The organism is Gordonia sp. PP30 (genome assembly GCF_023100845.1).
Taxonomy (GTDB): domain Bacteria; phylum Actinomycetota; class Actinomycetes; order Mycobacteriales; family Mycobacteriaceae; genus Gordonia.
Map to the genome: position 1 here is coordinate 62839 of NZ_CP095864.1, position 25533 is coordinate 88371.

The following is a 25533-nucleotide window of genomic DNA, read 5'->3' on the forward strand; positions in this document are numbered from 1 at the left end:
GGCTCAGGCCAGCCGGGTGATCCGCACGCTCACGTCGAGTTCCGAGGTGCCGCCGCCGGTGTAGATGCCCTTGATCGGCGGCACGTCCGCGTAGTCGCGCCCGGTGCCGATCAGGATGTGGTGGCCGTCGACCGGGGTGGCGTTGGTGGGGTCGATGCCCCACCAGCCGCCGGTCCACACTTCGACCCACGCGTGGCTCTCACCCGCGACGGTCTCGCCGATCGCGGCCGACGCCTTCGGGTGCAGGTAGCCGGAGACGTAGCGGGCCGGGATGCCGAGACTGCGGAGCATCGCGAGAGTGATGTGCGCGTAGTCCTGGCAGACCCCGGAGCGTCGTTCCCAGGCGTCGGCGGCGGTCGTGTGGACCTCGGTGGTGCCCGGCAGGTAGCGCATCTCGGCGTTCACCCGGGCGACCACCGCCTCCGCGGCGGCCGCCGGGGCGAGGTCGCCGGCGGCCTCGCGGGCGTGCGCCGCCAGCTCGTCGGTGTGCGGCGTGTAGGGCGTGGGGCACAGCATCTCGTCGCAGGCGTCGACCACCTCCGCCGACCGCAGTCGTTTCCAGTCCGCGGCGACCGCCTCCGGCGGGCGGACCTCGTCCTCGGTCTCGACCACCGCGCTGCTGATCACCTCGAGCCGATCGTGCGGGACGTGCAGGTCGAAGGTGATCACCTGCGTTCCCCAGTAGTCGGTGTACCGGTATTGCCGGGCGGTCGGGGCGGTGTCCACGTGCTCGGCCACCACCACCTGCCTGCTGTCGCCGCGCGGTGTGATCCGGGTTTCGTTGAAGCTGGTCGCGACCGGCGCCGAGTAGCTGAAACCGGTGGTGTGCACCACGCGCAGGCGGGTGGTCATCGAGTCCCCTCTCCGTCGAATCCGGTCGCCAGACCGGTGTCGGTCCACGACACGTACGGGGCGACGTGGAAGTGCTCGGCCACCACCGACTCGCTCACCCCGCGGCAGGTCTGCTGGATCCCGCGCAGATAGCCGGGCAGATCGCTGACCAGCTCGTGCGGATCGATGAATTCCAGCGTGCTGCGGGCCCGGCCGAGGAGCAGCAGCGCCTCCGACTGCCCGCCCACCCGGTCCGGCCGCTTGTCGAGTTCGGCCAGGTACTGCTCGGCGACGCGGAGCGTGTGGAAGACCGATCGCGGAAACAGCCGGTCGACCAGCATGAACTCGACCACGTTCGCCGCCTCCACGGCACCGCGGTAGGCGCGGACATACGTGTCCTGGCCGCCGGCGGCGGTCAGCACCCCCATCCACGACGTGACGCCGGGCTGGTCGCCGCGTGGCGTCAGCAGCAGGCGCGCGGTCATGTCGGCGCGTTCGATGGACCGGCCGAGCAGCAGATAGCTGTAGCCGTCGTCGTGGCTGAGCGTGGCATCGGTCAGCCCGGCGAACATCGCGGCGCGGCCCTTGATGTGAGTGAGGAAGTCGTGCGGGCCGAGCCGCCGCGCCCGTCGTTCGGCGTCCCCGAGGCCCATGTAGGTGGCGTTGAGGCACTCCCACATCTCGCTGGAGATCACCTCCCGGGCACCGCGGGCGTTCTCCCGGGCGGCGTGCAGGATGCCGGCGATGGAGTCCGGTGCGAGACGGTCGTAGGCCACCCGGTCGGCCAGCGTCCACACCGAATGCGGGCCGTCGCCCGGGTCGATGCCGAGCACGGTCAGGAGATGGCTCACCATCGCGTCGGTGTCGACCGTCGGGTCTTCGAGGAGTTGCTGAACGGACACGTCCAGGATCCGGGCCGTGTCGTCGGCGCGTTCCACATAGCGTCCGATCCAGAACAGGGAGTCGGCGTTCCGCGCGAGCATCATCGTTCCCCTCCGAGCACCCAGGTGTCCTTGGACCCGCCGCCCTGCGACGAGTTCACCACCAGCGAGCCCTTGGTCAGCGCGACCCGGGTGAGGCCGCCGGGGAGTACCCAGATCGATTCGCCGTCGTTCACGGCGAAGGGCCGCAGATCCACGTGGCGGGGCTCCACGTCGTCGCCGATGATGGTCGGATTGGTCGACAGCGAGACCATCGGCTGGGCGATCCATCCGCGCGGGTTGGCCAGGATCTTGGCGGCGAGTTCGTCGAGCTCGGTGCGGGTCGCGCGGGGACCGAACACGATCCCGTAGCCGCCGCTGCCCTCGACCGGCTTCACCACCAGCTCGCCGAGCCGGCTGATCACCTCGGCGCACTCGTCCGGCAGCCAGCAGCGCAGCGTCTCGACGTTGTCGAGCAGCGGCTCCTCATCCAGGTAGTAGCGGATGATCTCCGGCACGTAGGTGTAGACGAGTTTGTCGTCGGCGACGCCGTTGCCGACCGCGCTGGAGATCACCACGTTGCCCGCCCGGGCGGCGTTGACCAGGCCCGCGACGCCGAGCATGGAGTCCGGCCGGAACTGCATCGGGTCCAGGAACTCGTCATCGACGCGGCGGTAGATCACGTCCACGCGGGTCTCGCCGTCGGTGGTGCGCAGGTAGACCACGTTGTCGCGGCAGAACAGGTCGCGGCCTTCGACCAGTTCCACGCCCATCTGGCGGGCGAGCAGCGAGTGCTCGAAGTACGCGGAGTTGGCCACACCGGGCGTCAGCACGACGACGGTCGGCTCGCTGACACCCGACGGTGCGGCGCTGCGCAGCGCGCGCAGCAGATGCCGCGGATAGTCGCGCACCGCGCGGACCCGATGCGCGGCGAAGAGGTCGGGGAAGACCCGGGCCATGGTCCGCCGGTTCTCGATCACATACGACACCCCGGACGGCGAACGCACATTGTCTTCCAGCACCCGGAACTCACCGTTCTCGTCACGGATCAAGTCGATCCCGGCGACATGGATACGCACCCCGTTCGGCGGGCGGATCCCCGCGGCCTGCCGATGGAAGTGCTCACACGAGTTGATCAGCCGGCGCGGGATCACGCCGTCGGACAGGATCTGCTGTTCGCCGTAGACGTCGTCGAGGAACATCTCCAGCGCCCGGACGCGCTGTGCGATACCGGCTTCCAGGCGGGTCCACTCGGCGGCGCTGATCACCCGGGGCACCGGGTCGAGCGGGAACGGGCGCTCCTTCCCGGAGAGGGAGAAGGTGACGCCCTGGTCGATGAAGGCCCGGCCGAGGGCCTCGAGCCGGGCGCTCAGATCGGCCGGTTCGATCTCCGACAGGGCGGTCGCGATACCGCGGTACGACGGCCGGACGGTGCCGTCGGGGCGGAACATCTCATCGAGTGCTGACTGTTCGATGCCGCCGGCGTAATGGGCGAAAGCGGCCGCAGAGGTCGGGGTGGGCAGCGCGTTCATAGCAAGAATCGTGCCGCTGCCAACGGCGCGCTGTGTGATCGGAATGTGTCGTCAATATTGCGCCGTCGACGCTACGTTAAATCTACGGTCTGGCAGCGGTTGAGTGCTTCCGTCGCGCAGTCAACCGCGCCGGTGAACCGCAGGGGACGGCGATCTGGTGGTACCGAGACGATCCTCGTTCTCAGTGCGGACCCGGCGAATCCGAAGACTACGTCACCACTCCGTACAGCTTGATCTTTCGGTACAGGCTGGAACGTGACATCGACAGCAGGCGGGCGGTCGCCACCCTGTTGCCATCGGTTTCACGAAGCATGTCTACGATGAGCGTGCGTTCGGCCTCCTCGAGCGGAGTGAGGTTCCGGCATACCGTCGACTGGCAGTAGGCGGGCAAGTCTTCCGACTGAATCTCACCGACGGGCCGCCGCCGCAGCGCGTGTTCGAGCACCGTGCGGAGCTGGGAGATATTGCGGGGCCACGAGTATCTGGCGATGATCCGTTCGGCTTCGGGACTCAAACGGACCTGACGGTCCGGCGCCAGGGACTGCAGGGTGGCTTCGGTGATCTCGGGCAAGTCGATCGCACGCAGCCGCAACGGCGGCAAGGTGATCGATACCGCGAAGTGGGTCAGGAGCTGGCGGAATGGTAGTGGAGAATTCAGTGAGGAATCGGAGAGGGTGGCCACCACCCAGACCGCAAGCGAAGATTGTCGCAGGGTGGTGAGGAACTCGTCGATCCGCGTGGCACTCTCGGTGGTGCATTGATCGAGGTTCCGAAAGACAAGCAGGGTCGGCACTGAGTTGCGTTCCAGCTGAGCTCGGAAGCTCTCGAAGGCGAAAGCGACTGCCGGGGAACTGTCTGCTGGTTCGCTGGTGCTCAACGACGAGGAGTTGATGTTGATGCTGCGGGCGTTGGCATAGATGGAATGGAAGAGCTCGGCGACCATGGTGAACTTGCCGGTCCCGGTCTCCCCCAGCACGAGCGACGGCCGCTGATCGGTGAGCGCCTTGTGCAAACTGTCCCAGGCACGGATCCAGGTCGGCGATCTGCTTCCGGTGAGCTTCCGAGGGTGATTGAGGCCATCGATGATCGACGGAGATGCGGGCGTGGCGACGGCGACTCGGGGGAGGCGTTCGTCATCGAAGTCGTCGGGCCTGCTCGTCAGCCGCGCCGCCACGATCTCCGCGATCACGACTACGCCCGCCACTTGTGAACTTGCCATGATTCGCGTTCCGCGCAGGTGCACCAGGCGGGCATCGGGCAGGGCGAGGGTGTCTGTCACCTCGTTCCGGCGTGTCGTCAGAAACTCGGCATGCTCGCGGATCACGAGTTGCTCGCTGGCGGTGAACAGCTGCTGCGCCGGATTGTTGGCAATGAAAAAGGAGCTACCGAAGGCGAGAACCGCATGATTAGGCCATCGTGTGGAAGCGCGAAGGTAGGTCGCGAACACCGCCTGCTGGGCCTGGCTGCGATCGATGAGCAGGTTGCGCCCGATGTCGGCGACTGCGCTCTTGACCAGCGCATGCATGATCGGGCTCCAGTTGTGCGTGAGAGTCGAAACATCGAGCACTCCCTCCACGCGTCCGGTGGCCTGGTCGATGATCGGGGCGCCCGAACAGGCGAAGGGCTGTAGCTGTTCGGTGAAGTGTTCGGGGCCGACGACGCTGATCGGCCGGCCGGCCTCGAAGACCGTCCCGATCCCATTAGTGCCCATCGTGGATTCGGCGTAGGTGAAACCGGGAGCGAAATCGACACGGTCAAGCACCCGGCCGACAGCCGACGACGAGTCGATGCGGCGGACGAGACGGGCCCGGTTGTCGGTGAGCGCGATGACCAGCGGCATGTCCGCGGTGTCATTGGCCAACTGTTCCAGGACAGGTGCGGCACAGCGCGCCAGAAGTGACCCGGGGTCGATGTCCTCGGTGAATGCCGACTGTGCGCCATACGCATCCACTCCGGCTGCATGACTGCGCTTCCAGGATGCCGCGACGACATCTTTGACACCGTCTGATCGGGGGTCGCCGGAGTCGAGAAAATCGGCTCTAGCTGCAGCGACGCGCAGCAATTCGTTGCTTGTGTTTGGCATGGCACTCCGTATCCAGAGCCGACGGCGAAGACGGATCCGCCGTGGTCCACATCACATAGTGACTCACCGCAGACCGAAATAGCCACCGGCCGACTGTCCAAAGTTGGGACACGTATGCGGTTGCGGACATGGGTCACAGTGGTGGCTGAACGCATCCTAGGACTCCCTGGCTCGCGTTTGGCTGACAGCGTCTGGCGCCTCACACCGAGTGGAGCCACTGAGCGGCCGCCACTGCAACGAACCTCTGACGAACGGACCGGCATGGAAACGCTAATCAATATCGACAAGGGGGGAGACGTGACCGTGGATGAGGTGCTCTCCGCAACGGCCGCGCCCGTCACCGCCGATCTCATCACACGCGGATCATCACCCGATGATTCCGTATCGCATCTCTGAAAGGAAAGTCAATGAAAGCACTCGTCTACCACGGAGCCGGTCAGAAGTCCTGGGAGGAGGTCGCCGATCCGGTGATCGAGAAGCCCACCGACGTGATCGTCAAAATGACAGCCACCACAATCTGCGGCTCGGACCTGCATATCCTCAAGGGCGACGTCCCGACGGTTCCCGAGGGCCGCGTTCTCGGGCACGAGGGTGTCGGAGTGATTACCGAGATCGGTAGCGCGGTGAGCGACCTCATGGTCGGCGACCGGGTCCTGATCTCGTGTATCTCCTCGTGTGGCAAGTGTTCGTACTGCCGGGCCGGCACCTACTCGCACTGCCTCGGAGACGAGGGCGTGTCCGGGCTCGGGTGGTTGCTCGGGCATCTTGTTCACGGAACTCAGGCGGAGTACGTGCGCATCCCCTACGCAGAGACCTCACTGCACAAGCTTCCGGATTCGATTTCGGACGCGGAAGCCGTCATTCTGTCCGACATCATCCCTACCGGGCACGAGATGGGCGCACTGAATGGAAAGGTCGCGGCCGGTGATGTCATCGCCGTGATCGGTGTGGGCCCGGTGGGTTTGGCGACGATCACCGCGTCGCAACTGTACGGCCCGTCCCGGGTGATCGCGATCGATCTGGATGCTAATCGCCTCGAGCAGTCACTGGAATTCGGCGCGACCGATACCGTCCTGGCCAGCGCGAAGGACTGGAAAGAGCGGGTCATGGCGATGACTGATGGACTGGGCGTCGACGTCTCGATTGAAGCGGTCGGCATTCCGTCGACCTTGCAGATGGCCTTCGATATCGTCCGGCCTGGCGGCACGGTGGCCAATGTGGGCGTCCACGGAGCCCCGATGACCCTGCACATGGAGGACCTCTGGATCGCGAATATCGATGTGACCATGGGCTTGGTGAATACCAACACCACGCCGACTCTGCTGAAGATGGTGGAGCAGCACAAGCTCGACGTCGGCAGGTTCGTCAGCCACACCTATCAGCTGGGCGAGATCGAGGAGGCTTATGACGTCTTTGCCCGGGCCAGTGAGACCAAGGCCCTGAAGATCCTGCTGACGAACTGACCTGGGGCCGAACATGATCGGGACGTTTGCCGACCTGTGGGACACGGCCGTATCGCGCCATCCGAACTGGCCGTTCCTGCTGTTCCGCGATCTCGGCGGAGACTGCACTGTCTACACCTATCGGGAATTCGACGATGCGGTCGACAGGGCCGCCGGGGTTCTGGCCGAGAGGGGGGGTGAAGGCTGGGGACGCGGTGCATCTGGTGCTGCGCAATTGTCCGGCGTTCGTCGCGCTCTGGCTGGCGGCATCTCGCATGGGAGCGTGGATGGTTCCGGTCGATCCGGAGTCGAGTGCCCGGGACCTCGCTGCGCAGCGAGGTCGGTGCGTACCCAAGGTCTCGGTATGCGGTCGGGAACGGCGGGCAGCAGTCGACGACGCAGAGATCGATCCGGATCGTGTGCTCCTGGTAAGTGAGACCGCAGCCGCCCTCGCCCCCGGGGGACCATTGTGCCCGCCGGGGGCCGGGGCCGCGGGGTCCTGGATACGGCCCTGCGCCGCGGATCGACTCGCCGTCATGCTGACCTCTGGGACCACGCCGACGCTCAAGGGCGTGATCCTCACTCAAGCCAACTATCGGCAAGTCGCCGAGACGATGGCGGCCGTGGCTGAGCTGTGGGAGTCGCACAGATGGTTCGTCTGTCTTCCGCTGTTCCATGCCAATGCGCAGTACTACTGCTTTGCCTCGGCGATCGCCGAGGGTTCCTCGGTGGGTTTGTCACTAGGTTCAGCGCGAGTCGCTGGCACGCCCAGGTTGCGGAGTTCGAGGTGACGCATGCCAGTCTGTTCGCCGCTCCGATCCGGATGACTTTGGCGCAACGCGAAGTGGCAGGCGACATCGAGGAGGCGGCCCCACTGAAACTCGAGTTGGTGTGGTTCGCGCAGAATCTCGCTCGTGAGCAATGGCGCGCCATGGAACGAACGGAGTAGTGCCCCATAAGGTGGTGTAACTCGGTGGCCGAGATCGTCTCCGACTTCGTGTCGGGACGGACGTAGAGCGGCCACCGTGTGATCCTTCGAGTCAACCGTCTAAAGAATCCTCGAACGGAGTCATCACGATGACCGCACCTCATATTGTCGACCCTGCAGGCCTGCTTGGCCAAGCCCTCGCCGACGCGTCACCGGATCTGATGCGCGAGCTGCTGCAAACCATCATCAACGCCCTGCTTTCCGCCGATGCCGACGCTGTCTGCGGCGCCGAGTGGAACGCCCGCTCGGCTGAGCGCACCAACTACCGAAACGGCTACCGCCACCGGCCCCTGGATACCCGCGTCGGAACCGTCGATGTCGCCGTCCCGAAACTGCGCTCGGGTTCGTACTTCCCCGAGTGGCTGCTCGAGCGCCGCAAGCGGGCCGAATCCGCCCTGATCACCGTCGTGGCGGACTGCTACCTTGCCGGAGTATCGACCCGCCGGATGGACAAACTGGTCAAGACGCTGGGCATCGACTCACTGTCCAAATCCCAGGTCTCCCGCATGGCCACCGAACTGGACGAGCAGGTCGCCGCCTTCCGACCTGACTCGTGCCACTTTAGTGCCCTGCTGACTCTCGGAGCTTGGCGACGATGTCGGCGGCGTCGCCCTCGAGCGGTGTTTCGGCCATGACGTGCTGGCCGCGGATCCGGATCATGACATCCCGGACTGGGCGTAGCGCGGTGATGATGCGTTTGATCGAGTAGCCGGAAGTCTCGGTCAGGTGTCGGGTGACTGCGAGTGCGGCGAACACGATCGTCAGGTGTGCCTCGATCGAGTCACGCTCGTGATGGAACATCGGCCGCGCTTTCAGGTCGGTCTTGGCCATCCGAAACGACGCCTCGACCTTGAACAGATCATGATAGGCGGCCATGACCTTGTCACCAGCGAGTTTCTCAGTGGAGATGCTGGTGACGTAGCCCTTCAGCCCGAGGTACTCGCGGGCCTTCTCCACGGCATCCCAGTTCACGCCGGGTCGGGTGCCGAGGGAGACGAACCGGTCCTTCTTCGGCGGCCGTCGTCCTTCGGCGATGTCTTGCGCGCGCTCGATCTGCTTGTTGAGGGTGATGTTGTCGCGGCGTTCGCGGGCCCGCGAGTAGTGCCACACGACGCGCCGAGTCCGCTTCGCCTGGCCGGTTCCCATCTCCCGGGTGGTCTCGACGGTGGCGCCATCGGCGAAGAAGTTCCCGACCCGGTCGTAGTGGTCGGCCAGATCCCTTGGGGCTGAACCGGTTCGGGATCCGACGATGAAGTCGAACCCGGCTTCCTCGAGCGCGTTGAGGTTCGCTGCCGAGAGCATACCGGCGTCAGCGACAACGACCACGTCGGCTCGTCCGTGCCGTTCGCGGAACCCGTTCAACACAGGAAGCAGGGTCGTCGTCTCACCGCGGTTGCCGGCGAAGGCGTGTACTTCCAGCGGGAACCCGGTCGGGTCGACCAACAACCCGATGAGGATCTGCGGATCGACTCGCCGTTCCTTGCTCATCCCGACCTTGCGGAGCCGGTCTTCGTTCTCGGCCTCGAAGTACAAGGTGGTCACGTCGTACATCACGATCGACAGCGCGCCGTCGGCGGTGACGTGCGCGAACGCTGCCGCGGCGAGCTGGCTGCGCCAGTCCTCGGCGATGCTGCGATTGAGCGTGCGCCAGATCGTCCGCAGCGACGGCGACCGAACGCCGAGATCGGCCAGGACGCGGATCGTGTCGGCTTTGCTGGTCGGCTCGACGATCCGCGCCAACACCAACTGCTTGAACGTCTCGGTACCGACCTGGTCGAACCCGAGATCACGGTAGGCGTTGTCGAGGACTTCCCACAGGACACGCGACTGCGAACCGGCGACCTCCGGAATGGAAGAAACCTTAGCCGGCGACAGCGAGTTCAGATCGAATGCGAGCTGACCTGCGTGGATCTTCGTATCGGCGACCTCGAGTAGGGCAGCGAGCTCGTCGTCGGTGTGCGCCGAGCCGATGTGCTCGACGATCCGGCGCACGCCGCGTTCCTTCGACACGATCTGCACCGCAGTCGCACCCGACGCGGTACGTACCTTCCGGACGAACAGGCCCACACCGACGATCGTAGACACCTGATTTAGTGACCCAAAATGACACTAAATCAGAACGAAACCCCAGGTAGCGAGAGCCCGCCGATCCAACTCACCCGAAAGTGGCACGAGTCAGGTCCGACACCGCCGCCTGGACGAGGCCGGCCCGTTCACCTTCGTCACCGCCGATGCGTTGACGATCAAGGTCCGCGAGAACAAGCAGGTCGTCAAGGCTTCAGTGCTGCTGGCCACCGGCGTCAACGGCGACGGCCACCGCGAAGTCCTCGGGATGCAGGTGGCCACCAGTGAGACCAAGGCCTCATGGAACACCTTCTTCGCCGACCTGGTGGCCCGCGGCCTGGACGGAGTCCGGTTGGTGACCTCCGATGCCCACGCCGGACTGGTCGAGGCGATCGCGGCGAACCTGCCCGGCGCCGCCTGGCAGCGCTGCCGCACCCACTACGCCGCCAACCTCATGGCCACCTGCCCCAAGAGCATGTGGCCGGCCGTGAAAGCCATGCTGCACAGCGTCTACGACCAGCCCACCGCCACCGCGGTGCATGAGCAGTTCGACCGGCTCCTGGAGTACACCGAAGACAGGCTGCCCGAGGTCGCCGACCACCTCGACGATGCCCGCGAGGACCTGCTGGCCTTCACCGCGTTCCCCGACGACGTATGGCGTCAGATCTGGTCCAACAACCCCACCGAACGCCTCAACTGTGAGATACGACGCCGCACCGACGTCGTGGGGATCTTCCCCAACCGAGACGCGATCATCAGGCTCATCGGCGCCGTCCTGGCCGAGCAGACCGACGAATGGGCCGAAGGCCGCCGATACCTCGGCCTCGAAGTCCTGAGCCGCTGCAGGCTGACCCTGACCACCGACACAAACACCGACTCGACGACGGAGGTGACCACCGATGACCTGATGCAATACCAGCCTGACCACCACCGAAGGATCAACAACGAGTTACACCACTACTTGGGGCTTGACCTGGAACGGCTGTGCGGGGTCGCGCAGCGGCAGCTTTACGGGATGACCGAGACGGTCGCCGCGGTGACCGTCAATCCGCCGGGAGCCGGGGATCCGGGCGCGATCGGTCTGCCGTTCGGAGGCAGGAGTACCGCCGTCGTCGATCCGGCGACTGCAGTGCCGGTGCCCGACGATGCTCCGGGAATATTACTGGTCCGGGGACGGCGAGGCGTGGATCTGTTCGCCGGCTATGTCGACGATCCCGCACTGACAGCCGATGCATTCGCGACCGCGCCGGTCGGCGTTGACTGTCCGCCCGACCCGGACGGGGAGGAGTGGTTTCGGACTGGCGACCTGGTTCGCCGCACGGCCTACGGACAGCTCGTCTTCGTCGGCCGGGTCGACGATGTGATCAAGGTGGCCGGCGAAAACGTGTCTTTGGCGGAGATCGAATCCGCGGTCGCGGAGGCCCCCGGCGTGCTCGAGTCGCGGCGGTAGCCGCGACCGACAAACTGCGGGACTGGGTGCCGATCGTGTACGTGGTCGCGGCCTACCCCGCTCATCCGCCACCAGTGGAACAACTGCGCGCCTGGGCGAAGAGCACCTCGCCGGATCGGCGCGTCCTCGGGCGTGGCACATCATCGACTCACTCCCGAAGACGGCGGTCGGCAAGGTCCGGCGCTTCGAGCTAAAGACGCCCGAGTAGAAGGCCTGACCCGGTGCGTACGGCGCCTACAGCACATACGGCGACGCGCCCCGCGGAGTCCGCGGGGCGCGTCGAAACCGTCGTTCTAGATCACGCCCAGGGCGACCATGGCGTCGGCCACCTTGGTGAAGCCGGCGACGTTCGCGCCGACCACGTAGTCGCCGGGAGCGTCGTACTCCGCGGCGGTGGCCAGGCAGTTGTCGTGCAGGGCGCCCATGATGCCGCGCAGCCGCTCCTCCGCGTACTCGAAGCTCCAGGAGTCGCGCGAGGCGTTCTGCTGCATCTCCAGGGCGCTGGTCGCCACACCACCGGCGTTGGCGGCCTTGCCCGGGGCGAAGGCGACGCCCGCACCCTGCAGGATCTTGATCGCGTCCGGGGTGGTGGGCATGTTGGCGCCCTCGGCGACTGCCAGGCAGCCGTTCTTCACGAGCGCGGCGGCGTCGTCGGCGTCGAGCTCGTTCTGGGTGGCGCACGGCAGGGCGATGTCGGCCGGGACGTGCCACAGGCTGCCCTCGGTGCCGAGAGTGGCGCCGTTTCCGCGCAGTTCCACGTATTCGCTCAGGCGGGCACGCCGGACCTCTTTGACCTCCTTGAGGATGCCGAGGTCGATGCCCTTCTCGTCGATCACGTAGCCGGACGAATCCGAGCAGCCGATCACCGTGCCGCCGAGCTGGTGGACCTTCTCGATCGCGTAGGTCGCGACATTGCCCGAGCCGGAGACCAGGACCTTCTTGCCCTCGAAGCTGTCGCCCTTGGCGCCGAGCATGTCGGAGGCGAAGAAGACGGTGCCGTAGCCGGTGGCCTCCGGACGGACCTGCGACCCGCCCCACGACAGGCCCTTGCCGGTGAGCACACCCGACTCGTAGCGGTTGGTGATGCGCTTGTACTGGCCGAACAAATAACCGATCTCGCGGCCGCCGACGCCGATGTCACCGGCGGGGACGTCGGTGTACTCGCCGATGTGGCGGTAGAGCTCGGTCATGAAGCTCTGGCAGAAACGCATGATCTCCAGGTCGGACCGGCCCTTCGGGTCGAAGTCCGAGCCGCCCTTGCCGCCGCCGATGGGCAGGCCGGTGAGGGAGTTCTTGAAGATCTGCTCGAAGCCGAGGAACTTCACGATCGAGAGATTGACCGACGGGTGGAAACGCAGGCCGCCCTTGTACGGGCCGAGTGCCGAGTTGAATTCGACGCGGAAACCGCGGTTGATCTGCAGCTTGCCGGCGTCGTCGACCCACGGCACCCGGAAGATGATCTGCCGCTCCGGCTCGCACATGCGAGTGAGTACGTCGAGGTACTCCGGGTGGCGGTCGACGACCGGGGTCAGCGACTCGAAGACCTCTTCGACGGCCTGGTGGAACTCGGGCTCGCCCGGGTTCCGGCGGATCACGACGTCGTACACGTCCTGGAGGGGCCCACTGAATTCACTCACGGTTGCAACTCCTTCGCCGCTCCATTGCGGCAGTTCGCCTCCGGCCCGGGACGTCATCGCGCCCGGTCCGGCCGGTTTGTTCCGCTTGAACTGTATCGGCGTTAGGTTCGTTCCCCGAAATCGGCACCAGCGAAAAAGGAGGGATGCGCGGCTTGTCCGGATCGATCGGTCCGGCGCCGCGGCACTGGTGCGCGTGGCAGACCGCCGCTACTATTGCCTATATATCTATCTATATATAGAGGTGGAACGATGGCAGTCACCAGCGTGGATCTGGATCCCGAACTGATCGCGCGGGCGCGCGAACTGACTGGCGAAAGGTCAAATCGTGCGGTCCTGGATCTTGCGCTCCGCAGGCTCATCGCGTCGAAACAGAAGGGCGCGATGGTTGAGGGCATCGCCGAATTGGAGGGCCTGGCAGACGGACTGGGTGCACCTGTGGCGTCACCCGAATGACCGACTTCCTGGTCGACAACTCGGTGTGGGCACGCCTGTCCACCGGGGATCAGGCGATCACCGCTCGGTTGCGCCGGATCGAGCGGGCGCCGTCCGATCTCTTCGTCACCTGCCCGCCGCAGGTGCTCGAGTTCTGTCACAGCGCCCGCTCGCCAGAGGAGTACGTGGCGTACCGCGCCAGAATGTCGTTGGGGTTCCCGTTGGAACGGGCCCCCGATGAGTCGCTCGTGCTCGACATCCAGAACGCGTTGTGGACTTCAGGTCTGGTGCGCGCGGCCGGAGCTCTAGACATCCTTATCGCCGGCTATGCCATGGTCAACGCGGCGACAGTGCTGGCCGCCGACCGGGATTTCGATCACATCGCGAGGGTCGTCGACTTGCAGCACGAGTACGTGGCGCCGTCCGGGTGACCCGGCCGTCCGCCGGCCCGCGGGTCAGAAGCCGTCAGGCTGGATGGCGACGGTCTGCGACCGGCTCGCGGCGTAGTGCGACACGCTGAGCTGCAGGGAGACGACGGCCGACGCGACGCCGACCACGGCGAGCGCGATCGCCGGGGCCCAGAAATCGCGCGGACTCGCGCCGGTCACCGGATCGACGGCGGCCAGGATGCCGAGCGCCACCGCGCCGAGCAGCGTGAGGGCGGCGACGGCGGCCAGCGCGACGCTCCAGGTGCCGGCCCGCCGGTAGATGTCGTCGCCGACGAACGAGGCGGGTCGTTCGCCGTGGTACTCCCGGCGCCAGAGGTGCAGGTCGGCGACCACGCCGACGTGCTCCCAGCCGAGGTTCTCGCGGAACGTGTAGTAGTCGATCGGCGCGGGGTTGGCGCGGCGGTCCACGACGTACCGGACGGTGGCGGGCTCGGCGTCGTCGAAGTGCAGACGCAGCGGGCTGAGGCCGTCGATCCCGGCGACGTGCCGACCGCGGGCGGCCTGGCGCTCCAGGTAGAGCTCGAACGAATCGGGGGACAGGTGGCGGACGGGTGCCAGCCAGGCGGTCGTAGTCATCGGAGTACCTCCTGCATCCGGGGTGGAACAGACGTCCCTATCTGTTCCATCCTGCGAGCGGGCGGAGCCGGAAGGCAAGGCTACTGAGACGTAACGTAACGAACGTCTCAGCGCCGGATCGGCTGTGGCGGAGGAGATTTCAGGCGGCGGCGCCCGACGGCCCCCGGAAACGGATCGGTCCGCGCCGATCCGCCGGTCACCGGGTGCCGCGCGAACTAAGGTCGGTGAGCATGAGCGGCGACGGCACCCTGGTCACAGCGAGCGCGATCGTGGCGGGTGCGAGCGTCCTGCGGCCGGGCTGGCTGCGGTCCCGCGACGGCCGGATCACCGGACTCGGGGCGGGGAAACCGCCGTCGCACGACGGCCCGCGGCTCGACTTCCCCGGCGGCACCGTGGTGCCCGGATTCGTCGATCTGCACGTGCACGGGGGCGGCGGCGCGTCGTACACGGACGGGCTCGCCGACGAGGTCGAGACGGCAGCGGCCTTCCACCGCCGGCACGGCACCACCACGACCATCACCAGCACGGTGAGCGCCAAACCCGACGACCTGCTGGCGATCGTCGCGCGGCTCGCCGACCTGGTGGAGGCCGGGATCAGCGCGGGCATCCACCTGGAGGGTCCGTGGATCAGCGCCGATCGCTGCGGCGCCCACGACCCGGAGGCCCTGCGGGCGCCCGAGCCGGCGGAGATCGACCGGGTGCTGGCGGCCGGCCGCGGCACCATCGCGATGGTCACCCTGGCGCCCGAGCTGCCGGGCGGCATGGCGGCGGTCGCCCGGTTCGCCGACGCCGGCGTGCTGGTGGCCGTCGGTCACACGGAGGCGACGTACGACCAGGCGCGCGAGGCCATCGACCGCGGTGCCCGGGTGGCCACCCACCTCTTCAACGCGATGGCCCCCCTCGGCCACCGGGAGCCGGGCCCGGCGCTCGCCCTGCTGGAAGACCCCCGAGTCCTGGTCGAACTGATCGGCGACGGCGTCCACCTGCACCCGGCCCTGGTCCGCGACCTGCAACAGGCCGTCGGCTACCGGCGCGTCGCGCTGGTCACCGACGCGATGGCCGCCGCCGGGATGGCCGACGGCGCCTACCGGCTCGGCTCGCTCGACGTGGACGTCGTCGACGCGGTGGCGCGGCTGCGGCACGGCGGTGCGATCGCCGGGAGCACCGCGACCATGGAACTGCTCTTCCGGCGGGGCGCGGAGAGTCTGACCGGGGACGACGGACTGCCGGATGCCGCGCTGGTGGGCCTCACCGAGATGACCGCGGGCAATCAGGCGCGGGCGCTGCGCCGCCCCGACATCGGGGTCCTGGAGGTGGGGCGCCGCGCCGACTTCGTCGTCGTCGACGACGCCTTTGCGGTGGTCCACGTGCATTGCGAGCGGTGACCGCTTTCGCCGGAGTCACCCGCGCGAATGCGGCCGGGTTGCTGGGCATCGGCGTCGGCGCGGGTCACAATGGGGCAGGTCGACCCTCGACCGACCGCCCGAGACACACCGAAAAAGGGGTAGCGATGAGTCCGAAGAGCCGCACCGAGAGCGTGATCAAGCGACTGGAGAAGGAGATCCGCCGCGTCAGCGACGAGGTGGTGGCGCTCCGGGACCAGATGACCGGGCGGGGCAAGGACAAGTCCGCCGCGGCGTCGACGAAGACGAAGACGGAGCCGGCCAAGGTCGTCGAGAAGAAGCCGGCCGCCGAGAAGAAGGCCGCCGTCGCCAAGCCGGCCGCCGCCGAGAAGCCCGCGGCCAAGAAGGCCGCCGACACCAAGGCCGCGGCCAAGCCCGCCGCTAAGCAGGCGGAGAAGAAGCCCGCTCCGGCGAAGACCGCCGCGAAGCCGGCCGCCGAGAAGAAGCCCGCCGCGGCCGAGAAGAAGGCACCGGCGAAGAAGTCCGCTCCTGCCGAGAAGCCGGCTCCCGCGAAGAAGCCGGCCGCCAAGGCCAAGACCGTCGCCGAGCTGCGCGCCGAAGCCAAGGCCAAGGGCGTCAAGGGCTACTCCACCATGAAGAAGGCCGAGCTGATCGCCGCGCTCGCCTGATTCTCCTGCCGGAAGGGGGCCGGTGAGCCATCGGATCCTGCGCGCACTGACCCCGCCGGCCCTGCGGGGCTATCGGCCCGCCTGGCTGCGTGCCGATCTCTTCGCGGGCATCGCGCTGGCCGCCGTCGCCATTCCGGAGGCGATGGGATACAGCTCCATCGCGCAGGTCCCGGTCAGCGCCGGCCTGTACGCGATGATCGTGCCGACCATCGCGTTCGCGCTGATCGGGTCGTCGAAGATGATGGTGGTCGGCGCCGATTCGGCCACCGCCGCGCTGCTCGCCTCGGGCATCGCCGGCCTGTCGATCGCCGGGCTGGCCCCGTTCACCGCCGATTGGCTGGGCTGGGCCGGACTGATCGCGGTCGCCACCGGGCTGATGCTGCTCATCGCCCGGCTGCTGCGACTGGGTTTCCTCGGCGACTTCCTGTCGCCGGCGGTGCAGGTCGGTTTCCTCGCCGGGGTCGGTTTCCTGGTGCTCACCGAGCAGCTCCCGGGCATGCTCGGCATCAGCCACACCGAGGCGGAGAACCCGAACGTGCTGGTCAAGTGGTGGCACGTGCTGACCTCGCTCGGCGAGATCAACTGGTGGTCACTGGGTTTCGCGCTGGCTACCCTCGTCGCGATCGTCGGGGTGCGGCTGTCACCGCGCAAGCTGCCGGTTCCGGTGCCGATCGTGATGGTGATCGTGTCGATCGCGGTGTGCTGGGCGTGCGGCTGGGACCGCCGCGTCGGCGTCGTCGGTGACTTCGGCGGGAAACTGCCGACGGTCTCCCTGCCGACCGATCAGTTGCTGGCCCGGCTGCCGCTGGTGATGACCATCGCCTTCGGCTGCGTGCTGGTGATCCTGGCGCAGAGCGCGGCGACCGCCCGGAGCTTCGCGCAGCAGTCCGGCGACGTGGTCGACGTCAACCGCGACATCCTCGGCCTGTCCGCGGCCAATCTGACGGCCGGCTTCACCGGCGCCTTCGTGGTCAACGGCAGCCCCACCAAGACCGCCATCGTCAAACAGGAGCACGGGCGCACCCAGGTGACCAACCTGGTGATGGCGGCGGTGGTGCTGATCGCCACGGTCGCCCTCAATGTGCCGCTCGCACATCTGCCCAAGGCGGTGATCGCGGCGATCGTCTTCGTGGTCGGGATCGACCTGATCGACGTGACCGCGTTCGGCCGGATCTGGTGGATCCGGCGCATCGAATTCGTCATCGCGGTGGTCACCGCGGTCACGGTGATCTGGTTCGGCGTGCTGACCGGCATCATCAGCGCGATGGTGCTCTCGCTGCTGCAGATCATCCACCGCCAGTACCGGCCGGAGCGGTTCGTCGTCGGGGTCGGGAAGGGTGGCCGCCGGGTGTACGAGAGCGCGCGGCCCGGCCACCAGACCATGCCCGGCCTGATCGTCTTCCGGTACGACGCCGACCTGTTCTACGCGAACATCGGACGGTTCTCGGACAGCGTGATGCGGCTGGTCAAGGGGGCACCCGATCCGGTGCGGTGGCTGGTGCTCGACTGTTCGGCGATCTCCGACGTCGACTACTCCGCCGCCCACGAGCTGAAGCACCTGATGGACTTCCTGCACGGGCTGCACGCGAAACTGATCCTCGCCGGCGTCACCCCGGAGCTGACCGAGTCGCTGCGGACGGCCCGGCTGATCGAGGACTTCGAGCCACACCGCCTGTATCCGACCGTCGGCGACGCGATCCGCGCCTACCGCAAGGAGTTCGGGTACAAGAAGAACGGCACGCGCAAGAAGCACGCGGGCGTCGACGTCGTCGCACGCCGGACCCACCACCGGCAGCCGGTGTCAGTAGGCGGGGACGAGGGCCCGGGGGTCGTCGTTGCTGACGATGTCCACCCCGAGGGGAAGGAGCGAGACCGGCACCATCTTGAAGCTCGCGATGCCCAGCGGGATGCCGATGACGGTCAAGCACAGGGCGAGCCCGGTGGTGATGTGGCCGATGGCCAGCCAGATACCGGCGACGATCACCCAGATCACGTTGCCGATCAGTGACGGCGTTCCGGCGCTCGGATTCCGCACGACGGTCCGCCCGAACGGCCACAGCGCGTAGTTGGCGATCCGGAACGACGCGATCCCGAACGGGATGGTCACGATGAAGATGAAGCACACGATGCCGGCCAGCGCGTAACCCAGCGCCATCCAGAAGCCGCACAGCACCAGCCAGAGGATGTTCAGGATCGTCTTCATGGGTCCATTGTGCGCCAGGATGAGCGGGTCGTGAGCGGTTAAGGTTGGCCCATGACGAACAGACCCGGGCGCGAGGCTCTGTGGTCGGCACTGGCGACGCCCGTACTGGTCGTGCGCTTTCTGGCGACCCTCGCGACCATCGCCTTCGTGCTGCTGTGGCTGATCGCCGCGGTCCGGGACACCCTGCTCAACGGCTGGCTGTGGTGGGCGCTGGGCTCCGTCGCCCTGCTGCTGGTCAGCACCTACCTGTACAGCGTGCTCCGGGTGCGCTACCCGTCGAACCACGACCGCTGGGAACCCTGACCCCGGCGCAGGCTTTCCCCAGCTCCCGGCTTTCCCCGGACTCCGTCCCCACACCCGGATTCCGTTCGTCCACCTGGATCCCGTTCCCGCACCCGCTCTATTGCGGTGGGTGGTAAGGAAAGCAGGTGGTGGGACGGAATCCGGCTGCGTGCGGAACTCAGAACTGGACGTTCGGGACCTGCGTGTTCCCGGCCGGGGCCTGGTAGAACTCGCGCGCCTTGACTCCGGCCATCGGGGCGAAGAACATCCACGGCAGCGTCTTGACCAGCTGGTTCAGCCGGGAGACCGCGTCGTTGTAGTACTGCCGCGCGAACGACAGCTTGTTCTCGGTCTCGGCCAGCTCGGTCTGCAGCGCCATGAAGTTCGGCGCGGCCTGCAGCTGCGGGTAGTTCTCGGCGACGGCGAACAGCCGGCCCAGTGCGCCGCTCATCTGCGCCTCGGCGGCGGCCTTCGCGGCGACGTCGGATCCCTGTGCGGCCTGTTGCAGGCCGGCCCGGGCGGCGGTGACGGCCTCGAGGACGCCGGCCTCGTGTGAGGCGTAGCCCTTCACGGTGTTGACCAGGTTAGGGATCAGGTCGGCGCGGCGGGTCAGCTGAACGTCGATCCCGCCCATGGCCTCCTCGGCAGCGATGTCGGCCTTGCGCAGCTTGTTGAAGCCCATGATCCCGAAGAGGACCAGCAGGACGATGATGACGACTACGACGATGAGGATGATGACGGCGGTGCTCATGGGAAGTCTCTTCCGGTTCGGGGACTGACTGACATTATGCGTGGTTCCGGGGAGACCGGCGCGGCGTCACCACGACCCGCCGCCTCCGCCGCCGCCTCCGCCACCGGAGAATCCGCCGCCGAAGCCGCCGCCTCCGCCGCTGCTCGACGACGACTGCGACGCGGAGTACGCCGACAGCGAGGAGTTGAGGCTCGACTCGAAGCTGTCGAACGCGGAACCGCCCGCGCCGAAGCCGCCGATGCCGTGCGCGGTGTAGAAGCCGCCGCCGAACCAGACCGGATCGGGCGGTTCCTGGCCGGTGGCGTACCGGTACTTGTCGGCCCAGGCGTCCGCGCAGTCGAAGGCGATGGCGTACGGGATGTAGTCGGTGAACAGGTCCTTGCGGGCGCTGAAGTCGAGTCGTTCCTGGTTGGATCGGGTCGACAGCAGACGCTCGAAGCCGGCCGCCCGCGACCACACCTCGCGGCCCAGCCGGGTGCGGCGGGTGCCGACGCCGGACGTCCAGAGTCCGGCGCCGCCGATCGCGAACCCGGCGAACGGCAGGGCCCAGACGGTGGCGGGCAGGACGCCGAAGATCAGCAGGCCCGCGCCGATCACGAAGGCGACCGCGACCAGCAGGCGCCCGATGTTCTCCGAATTGCTGCTCACCACGGTGCCGCTCGACGCCCCCCAGCCCTTGACCGCGCTCTCCAGCGAGCCCTGGCTGGTCTTCAGCGTCTGGCCGGCGGAGACGGAGCCGTCGGCCAAGAAGGTGCTGCCGGGGGTGCTCAGGCCGAGCGTCGCCAGCAGTGCCTGGTCGGCCGCATCGAGGCGGGCCGTCACCTCGGGGGTGGCCTGCGAGTGCACGGCCCAGTCGCCGCCGTGCCGTTCGAGTTTCACGGCGCCGATCTCGGCGAGGTGGAAGAGCGTCGCCACCAGGGCGCGCTTGGGCATGGCCTCGTTGGCGACGTAGAAGGTCTGCGCCGGGCCGAGGACCTTGCCTGCCTGTTGCGGATCCTCCGGCGGGCCGTACATCACCGGGCGCAGCGGCGGGGTCTCGCGGCTGCGGAGGGTCCACCAGAGGCCGACGCCGAAGGTGAGCGCGGAGATGACGAGCGCGGCGATCAGGCCCGCCACGGACCGGCCGAGGATCGGATCGAAGCGGATCGACCAGGGCAGCATGGTGCGCGACGGCGCCGGGAACGGCAGATCGGCGCGGACGGCGACGCCGGTCATCGGCGGAAGCTCGCCGGTGGTGACCACCCGGGTGTTCGGATCGGGGCTGCTGATGGTGCAGTCGATCCCGCGGTTGGTGGCGCAGGTGAACGACAGCGGTTCGGCGGACAGGTGGATGGTGCTCTCGGTCTTCTGCATCGTCATCTGCCAGCCGTCGGCGACGACGCGCCAGATGAGCCGCGACGTCGCATCGCTGCCCCAGCTGGAGGTGTCGCCGCGGTGGGCGGCGCTACCGCCGTTCGCGAGGACGCCCGTGATGCGGTATTTGAGCACATAGGTGTGGCTGCCGGGGCTGACCAGGCGGTCGGCGTCGCCGATCTTCGCCACCCGGTAGCGCTTGCCCTGCTCCCAGCTGAGTTCGTACGGGACCGAGGAGCCGTCGAGGCTGATGGAGATGTCGCGCGGCGGGTACCGGACACCGCGGTTGCTGGTGTCGGAGATGTCCCAGAACCGGTAGATGCCGTGCCGGCCGCTCGGGAAGTCGGCGGTGACCTGCTCGGTGGCTTGCAGGTCACCGTTCTTGTCGACGGTGACGTCGGCCCGGTAGTCGGTGATCGTCACCGGGTCGGCCGCGACCGAGCCCGACGACGAGAAGTTCACCAGCGGCAGCAGAACCCCGAAGACCGTGAGGATCAGCACCGCCAGCGACAGCAGGACGCGCTTCATGGGTCGATCCTATGGTTCGGTGACGGCCCGGTCGAGGCACTCCGATGTTTGGCACCCAGTGCGGTCGGGTCCCGTGGCCGTCGGCCCATTCCGCGGATCCGCTCGCCGAGCGCGCCGATCCGCGGACCGGACGGCGTGGCGCGCCGATCCGCGGAGTGTTTCGGGCGCTATTTGCCGCCGAGGATGGAGCCGAGGATCGACCCGAGCGGGTTGTCGTTCTTGGCGGTGCCTTTGGTGCCGCCGCCGAGCACGCTGCCGAGGATGTCGCCCAGTCCGCCGGAGTGGCCGGATCCGCCGCCCAGCAGGCCGCCGAGGATGTCGCCGAGCCCGCCCGACGCCGGCGCGCCACCCTTCTTGCCGGTGAACTGCCCCATCACGTAGCTCAGCACGATCGGCGCGAGGATCGGCAGCAGCTTCTTGACCAGGCCCTGGTCGACGCCCGCCGCCGGCACCGCGCCGCTGATGCCCTGCGCGACGGTGTCGGCCTGATCGCCGAAGAGCTTCCCGACGATCTTCTGCCCGTCCGCGGTATCGACCTGGGTCACGTCGATGTCGCCCTGGGCGAGGTCGTTGTCGTGCTCGGCCAGCGCTCCGGCCAGCTTCTCCGACGACGCCTCGTCCCCGGTCTGCGCCGCGAGTCCGGCGACCATCGTCGGCAGCGCCGCCGCCGCGGCGGCACGCACCTCGTCGGGGCTCGCCCTGACCTGCTTGGCGATGTCGTCGATGGGCAGGCGGTTGAGAAGGTCGTTCAGGTCGGCCATGGTGCTCTCGCTCTTGTTTCGGTGCGGCCGGTGCCGCGGCTAGTCGGATTCTCGCATGTGCCTTCGAGGCGTTTCACCAGGCTCGGCCGGACGTCCGTATGCGAGGGTTGTCGGAGATACCGGGGACCGGGGCAGAGGGGGCGTGGCGGATGAATCTCAAGGGCGTGCCGGAGTCGGTGCGGAGTCAGGCGTCGGACTTCCTGATCGAGACCATCGGGTACCTGCGAGACGGGGGCTCATTCGACTTCGTCGCAGAGGTCATCGACGGACTCGACTACACGAAGACCGAGAACTCGAAATTCCTGGACTACCTGTGTTTCGACATCCTCCTCACCGCGCGCGACCGCCTGCGGTGGTGCTTCCCGGACGGAGTCGACGCTGCCCGTCTCAACCGGTTCGTCTCGGTCACCGGGCAGGAGGTGTGGGAGATGTGCGGGGTCGGTCCGGAGGACATGTACTCGATCGCAGCGGGTCTCGTTGACCCTGAGCGGTCTCACCACGGCAGTGAGCAGTACCTGATCCCGGGAGCGCTCGCCCTCGTCGCGGTCCTGTCACCGGTCGACGACGAGGGCCTGCGTGAGGACCGGGATTCGTTCGGTGAAGGAGAGGTACGTGACCGATGACCGGAACGGAGCGTGGGACGACGATGACCACTGATCCCGGCACGACTACGGTGACCGACCGCGAGGCGGTGCGCTGGTGGGCGGCGGACCTGATCGACAGTTGCTGGACGGGTGACCTCGACGTGGTGCTCGAGTCGCTGGCCGCGGCGGAGGGCACGTCGTCGAAGTTCATCAAGAAGATCGAAGAGCACCTCGTCCTGACCGCCACTGCGAGGCTGGCCGCGGTGGACGACGAGCTCGGCGACATCCAGGCGAATCACGACGTCGCGTCGTGGCTGTACTCATTGGCGCATACGCGGGCGTGCGGTGACCTTTCGCCGGAGGAGTGGGTCGGCATCGTGTACATCGCGGGTGGCGATCCGCGGCGCGCGGCGCGACCGCGCGCGCCTCTCCGGCGGATCCGCGGGTTGGCCGTGCTGCTTTCGTTGCTGTGCGAAAGCGGCGATGCGGCACTCCTGCAGCCGGGCAGCGACATGGATCACGCGTGGAAGACGCGGTGGCGTGTGCAGAAGAGGTTGGTCGAATCACTCGCCAGGAGAGATTGGCAGAGAATGCGACGCCGATGGACCAGGAGCGTCGACGGGTGCCCGGGCGCGCGGCGGGAGAACCTTCACTGGAAGTCGGTACCCTCATGCGGGGCGAGGGTGTCGTTGGGGCGCTCGGGTGACGGCGTCTCGCGGTAGGCGTCGCGATAGTGCCTGCGCCACTCCGGCCAGTCCATCGGTGTACCGGTGGTGGTCTTGATGTACCGGCGATATTGGATTCGCGCGGTGAGGAACACCGAGTGCTGCGATTCGTATGCGGCACGACGAGCTATCCGGATCGCGCGCAATCGCTCGTAGGGAGTCAGTTCGGTCGCCACGTCGTCGCACCTCTTCCCTTGCTGACCCTGAGATTATGTGTCGTGGGGCGTTCTTGGTGTCGTGCGGCGGCCGCGCTCCGAACCGGATCGCGTGACGTCAGCGCCTTGCCGATCCGCGCAGGAGCGAGCGCCGTCAATCGAAGGCGGAGGCCTGAGTCGAGCGATCCGGGGTGTTGTAGCCGTCGCGGATCGACGGGGTGCCCCGGTAGGCCGCGCGGTAGTGCCAGTGCCACTCCGGCCAGCTCATCGGTGTGCCGTCGGTGGATTTGACGTACCTGCGGTACTGGATGGGGGCGATGAGGAACAGCGAATGACGTGATTCGATCGCCGAACGCCGGGCGATCCGGATTGCGCGCGAATGCTCGCGCGGCGTCAAAGGGGAACCCGTGTCGTGCTCCTCGGCTCGGCGTCGGTGGTGTCATTGTGCAGGATCGGGGATCGGTGGGCCGGAGGCTCGACCGTCGGGGTGGGTGTCTCGACTCCGCTCGATCGTCACGAGGCGGTCGGCCACCCCCATATGCCGGGTCACGACGGGAATCGTCCCCCGTGACTCGGTATTCGGGGGCGGGGGGCTTCGACAGGCTCAGCCGGCGATGGGGCTCGGCATCGGAGACCCGGCCGGCGGAAGCTCAGCCGCCCACGACATGCGCATCCAGGAAGTCTTTCGCCTCCCGGACCGCTTTTCGGGACTCGGGGGTGAAGTACGGGAACATCTGGAAGACGTGCCCTTGGCCGGGCCACTCCTGGAGGGTCGAATCGCCGCCAGCCGCACGGAGATTCGCGTGGATGGTGCGGGCGTCGTCGGCCATCACCTCGCGGCCGCCGAACTGGATGAGGGTGGGGGGAAGGTCCATGTCGGGCGTCAGGGCGACGCGCATCCGCGGATGATCGGGGGAGGCGTCGCCGGTGTACATCGACAGCAGGCGCTGGGCGCCGGCGGCGTGGATGTGCGGATCGCGGACGCCGGAGCGCTCCAGGGCGCAGGCGAGTTCGAAGCTCGGGTCGTACAGCGGCGAGATCATCAGCATCGCGGCGGGCTGCGGCACCCCGTCGCGATGGTTCGACGCGAGCACGTCCAGGGCCAGGTGGCCGCCCGCGGAATCACCGGCGATGACGATCCGATCCGCGGAGAAACCGCGTTCGAGCAGCCAGCGGTAGCCGCGCACGGCGTCGTCGCCCGCGGCGGGGAACCGGTGCCGCGGTCCCATCCGGTAGTCGAGGCTGAAGGCGCCGATCCCGGATCGCCGGGTCAGCCGGGCGACCAGCCCCCGGTGCGTGCGTGGCGAGCAGATCAGATACCCGCTGCCGTGCAGGTAGTACAGCACGCTGCGACCGCTCGCCGGGTCCGGGATGCCGCCGCCGAACCGGTCGGCCTCGTGCACCCATTCGCCGCGCACCTGCCCGCCGTCGTGTGCCGCCCGGAACCCGGTGCTGCGGGTGCCGCGGGGGACCGGGCTGATCGCCGATAGGGAGGTGTTCAGCGCGGGTCGCGCCACCGTCACCCCCCACGGCCCGACCACCGGGACGTGCCCGGCGATGCCGATCGCCGGGCGAGCCGCCCGCCACACATAGCCGTTCAGCGTGCGGGCGCGCACGGATCCACGTCCGGTCAGTCCGTCGGCCACCTCGGTATCGCCCATGGGATGAGACGATACGACTGATCTGCCTCATTACGGTGGTGTTTCGTCGCGATGACGGCCGCTTTTGCCGCCGGGGTCGCGGCCGTGGCAGAAT

Annotated in this window: 24 protein-coding genes and 3 pseudogenes; 14 read left to right on the top strand and 13 right to left on the bottom strand. The window is 67.7% G+C overall.

Features of this window, described 5'->3' with window-relative positions:
- Positions 1–3: 3 nt before the first annotated feature.
- The 4 genes from MYK68_RS00325 to MYK68_RS00340 form a co-directional block, all read right to left on the bottom strand.
- Positions 4–852 carry a transglutaminase family protein gene (locus tag MYK68_RS00325; RefSeq protein ID WP_247865653.1) on the bottom strand — a complete coding sequence of 283 codons (849 nt, stop codon included), beginning with the start codon at positions 850–852 and terminating at the stop codon, positions 4–6.
- Complete coding sequence (locus MYK68_RS00330; RefSeq protein WP_247865654.1) at positions 849–1817, bottom strand: alpha-E domain-containing protein; 969 nt, start codon at positions 1815–1817, stop codon at positions 849–851. Before MYK68_RS00330 ends, MYK68_RS00325 begins: the two co-directional genes overlap by 4 nt.
- A complete protein-coding gene (locus tag MYK68_RS00335) occupies positions 1814–3283 on the bottom strand; it encodes a circularly permuted type 2 ATP-grasp protein (protein ID WP_247865655.1) in 1470 nt (489 codons plus the stop codon). Before MYK68_RS00335 ends, MYK68_RS00330 begins: the two co-directional genes overlap by 4 nt.
- A 208-nt stretch (positions 3284–3491) precedes the next feature.
- A complete protein-coding gene (locus MYK68_RS00340) occupies positions 3492–5366 on the bottom strand; it encodes a sigma-54-dependent Fis family transcriptional regulator (RefSeq protein ID WP_247865656.1) in 1875 nt (624 codons plus the stop codon).
- Between the two features lie 407 nt (positions 5367–5773).
- Here MYK68_RS00340 and MYK68_RS00345 point away from each other — a divergent pair, with 407 nt between their 5' ends.
- The 4 genes and pseudogenes from MYK68_RS00345 to MYK68_RS00355 form a co-directional block, all read left to right on the top strand.
- A complete protein-coding gene (locus MYK68_RS00345; RefSeq protein WP_247865657.1) occupies positions 5774–6829 on the top strand; it encodes a zinc-dependent alcohol dehydrogenase family protein in 1056 nt (351 codons plus the stop codon).
- A gap of 134 nt (positions 6830–6963) precedes the next feature.
- A complete protein-coding gene (locus MYK68_RS20860; RefSeq protein ID WP_502798287.1) occupies positions 6964–7599 on the top strand; it encodes an AMP-binding protein in 636 nt (211 codons plus the stop codon).
- Positions 7596–7757, top strand: coding sequence for a hypothetical protein (locus MYK68_RS00350; protein ID WP_247865658.1), 162 nt, complete (start codon positions 7596–7598; stop codon positions 7755–7757). Before MYK68_RS20860 ends, MYK68_RS00350 begins: the two co-directional genes overlap by 4 nt.
- Positions 7758–7885: 128 nt before the next feature.
- Positions 7886–8341: pseudogene (locus MYK68_RS00355) on the top strand (transposase); the annotation flags it as partial.
- A 16-nt stretch (positions 8342–8357) separates the two neighbouring features.
- On the opposite strand, the gene MYK68_RS00360 reads toward MYK68_RS00355, so the two are convergent.
- A complete protein-coding gene (locus tag MYK68_RS00360; protein WP_502798338.1) occupies positions 8358–9863 on the bottom strand; it encodes an IS1634 family transposase in 1506 nt (501 codons plus the stop codon).
- A gap of 52 nt (positions 9864–9915) precedes the next feature.
- On the opposite strand from MYK68_RS00360, the pseudogene MYK68_RS00365 reads away from it, so the two are divergent.
- Together MYK68_RS00365 and MYK68_RS00370 are read left to right on the top strand one after the other, a co-directional pair.
- Positions 9916–10758: pseudogene (locus tag MYK68_RS00365) on the top strand (IS256 family transposase); the annotation flags it as partial.
- Positions 10759–10875: 117 nt separating this feature from the next.
- Positions 10876–11310 (top strand): AMP-binding protein, encoded by a 435-nt coding sequence (locus MYK68_RS00370; protein WP_247868134.1) that lies wholly within the window; start codon positions 10876–10878, stop codon positions 11308–11310.
- A gap of 293 nt (positions 11311–11603) precedes the next feature.
- Here the strand turns inward: MYK68_RS00370 and gdhA are convergent, their stop codons facing one another.
- The gene (gene gdhA / locus MYK68_RS00375) at positions 11604–12947 is read right to left on the bottom strand and encodes an NADP-specific glutamate dehydrogenase (protein ID WP_247865659.1); all 1344 of its coding nucleotides are present in this window, start codon (positions 12945–12947) and stop codon (positions 11604–11606) included.
- Between the two features lie 249 nt (positions 12948–13196).
- Between gdhA and MYK68_RS00380 the strand changes: the two genes are divergently transcribed.
- Both MYK68_RS00380 and MYK68_RS00385 read left to right on the top strand, forming a co-directional pair.
- Positions 13197–13400 (top strand): type II toxin-antitoxin system VapB family antitoxin, encoded by a 204-nt coding sequence (locus MYK68_RS00380; RefSeq protein WP_247865660.1) that lies wholly within the window; start codon positions 13197–13199, stop codon positions 13398–13400.
- The gene (locus MYK68_RS00385; RefSeq protein WP_247865661.1) at positions 13397–13810 is read left to right on the top strand and encodes a PIN domain-containing protein; all 414 of its coding nucleotides are present in this window, start codon (positions 13397–13399) and stop codon (positions 13808–13810) included. Before MYK68_RS00380 ends, MYK68_RS00385 begins: the two co-directional genes overlap by 4 nt.
- Positions 13811–13834: 24 nt before the next feature.
- On the opposite strand, the gene MYK68_RS00390 is transcribed toward MYK68_RS00385, so the two are convergent.
- Positions 13835–14404 (bottom strand): DUF2812 domain-containing protein, encoded by a 570-nt coding sequence (locus tag MYK68_RS00390; protein ID WP_247865662.1) that lies wholly within the window; start codon positions 14402–14404, stop codon positions 13835–13837.
- A 230-nt stretch (positions 14405–14634) separates the two neighbouring features.
- Between MYK68_RS00390 and MYK68_RS00395 the strand changes: the two genes are divergently transcribed.
- The 3 genes and pseudogenes from MYK68_RS00395 to MYK68_RS00405 form a co-directional block, all read left to right on the top strand.
- Entirely contained in the window at positions 14635–15789 is a 1155-nt protein-coding gene (locus tag MYK68_RS00395) for an N-acetylglucosamine-6-phosphate deacetylase (RefSeq protein WP_247865663.1), read from the top strand.
- A 125-nt stretch (positions 15790–15914) separates the two neighbouring features.
- Positions 15915–16436: a Rho termination factor N-terminal domain-containing protein gene (locus MYK68_RS00400; protein ID WP_247865664.1), complete on the top strand. Its 522-nt coding sequence runs from the start codon at positions 15915–15917 to the stop codon at positions 16434–16436.
- A gap of 22 nt (positions 16437–16458) precedes the next feature.
- Positions 16459–18153, top strand: a pseudogene (locus MYK68_RS00405) (SulP family inorganic anion transporter); the annotation flags it as partial.
- 84 nt (positions 18154–18237) lie between these two features.
- On the opposite strand, the gene MYK68_RS00410 reads toward MYK68_RS00405, so the two are convergent.
- The gene (locus MYK68_RS00410) at positions 18238–18639 is read right to left on the bottom strand and encodes a YccF domain-containing protein (protein ID WP_247865665.1); all 402 of its coding nucleotides are present in this window, start codon (positions 18637–18639) and stop codon (positions 18238–18240) included.
- 51 nt (positions 18640–18690) lie between these two features.
- Here MYK68_RS00410 and MYK68_RS00415 point away from each other — a divergent pair, with 51 nt between their 5' ends.
- Complete coding sequence (locus tag MYK68_RS00415) at positions 18691–18942, top strand: hypothetical protein (protein ID WP_247865666.1); 252 nt, start codon at positions 18691–18693, stop codon at positions 18940–18942.
- 157 nt (positions 18943–19099) lie between these two features.
- Here the strand turns inward: MYK68_RS00415 and MYK68_RS00420 are convergent, their stop codons facing one another.
- The 3 genes from MYK68_RS00420 to MYK68_RS00430 form a co-directional block, all read right to left on the bottom strand.
- Positions 19100–19672 carry a LemA family protein gene (locus MYK68_RS00420; RefSeq protein ID WP_247865667.1) on the bottom strand — a complete coding sequence of 191 codons (573 nt, stop codon included), beginning with the start codon at positions 19670–19672 and terminating at the stop codon, positions 19100–19102.
- 66 nt (positions 19673–19738) lie between these two features.
- On the bottom strand, positions 19739–21553 hold the full coding sequence (locus MYK68_RS00425) for a DUF2207 domain-containing protein (RefSeq protein ID WP_247865668.1): 1815 nt from the start codon (positions 21551–21553) through the stop codon (positions 19739–19741).
- Between the two features lie 167 nt (positions 21554–21720).
- A complete protein-coding gene (locus tag MYK68_RS00430) occupies positions 21721–22314 on the bottom strand; it encodes a DUF937 domain-containing protein (protein WP_247865669.1) in 594 nt (197 codons plus the stop codon).
- A 149-nt stretch (positions 22315–22463) separates the two neighbouring features.
- On the opposite strand from MYK68_RS00430, the gene MYK68_RS00435 reads away from it, so the two are divergent.
- Both MYK68_RS00435 and MYK68_RS00440 read left to right on the top strand, forming a co-directional pair.
- A complete protein-coding gene (locus MYK68_RS00435) occupies positions 22464–22937 on the top strand; it encodes a hypothetical protein (RefSeq protein WP_247865670.1) in 474 nt (157 codons plus the stop codon).
- A 23-nt stretch (positions 22938–22960) separates the two neighbouring features.
- Entirely contained in the window at positions 22961–23620 is a 660-nt protein-coding gene (locus tag MYK68_RS00440; RefSeq protein ID WP_247865671.1) for a hypothetical protein, read from the top strand.
- A gap of 312 nt (positions 23621–23932) precedes the next feature.
- Here the strand turns inward: MYK68_RS00440 and MYK68_RS00445 are convergent, their stop codons facing one another.
- Both MYK68_RS00445 and MYK68_RS00450 read right to left on the bottom strand, forming a co-directional pair.
- Positions 23933–24175: a hypothetical protein gene (locus tag MYK68_RS00445; protein ID WP_247865672.1), complete on the bottom strand. Its 243-nt coding sequence runs from the start codon at positions 24173–24175 to the stop codon at positions 23933–23935.
- A 253-nt stretch (positions 24176–24428) separates the two neighbouring features.
- Positions 24429–25439 carry an alpha/beta hydrolase gene (locus MYK68_RS00450; protein ID WP_247865673.1) on the bottom strand — a complete coding sequence of 337 codons (1011 nt, stop codon included), beginning with the start codon at positions 25437–25439 and terminating at the stop codon, positions 24429–24431.
- Positions 25440–25533 lie beyond the last annotated feature (94 nt).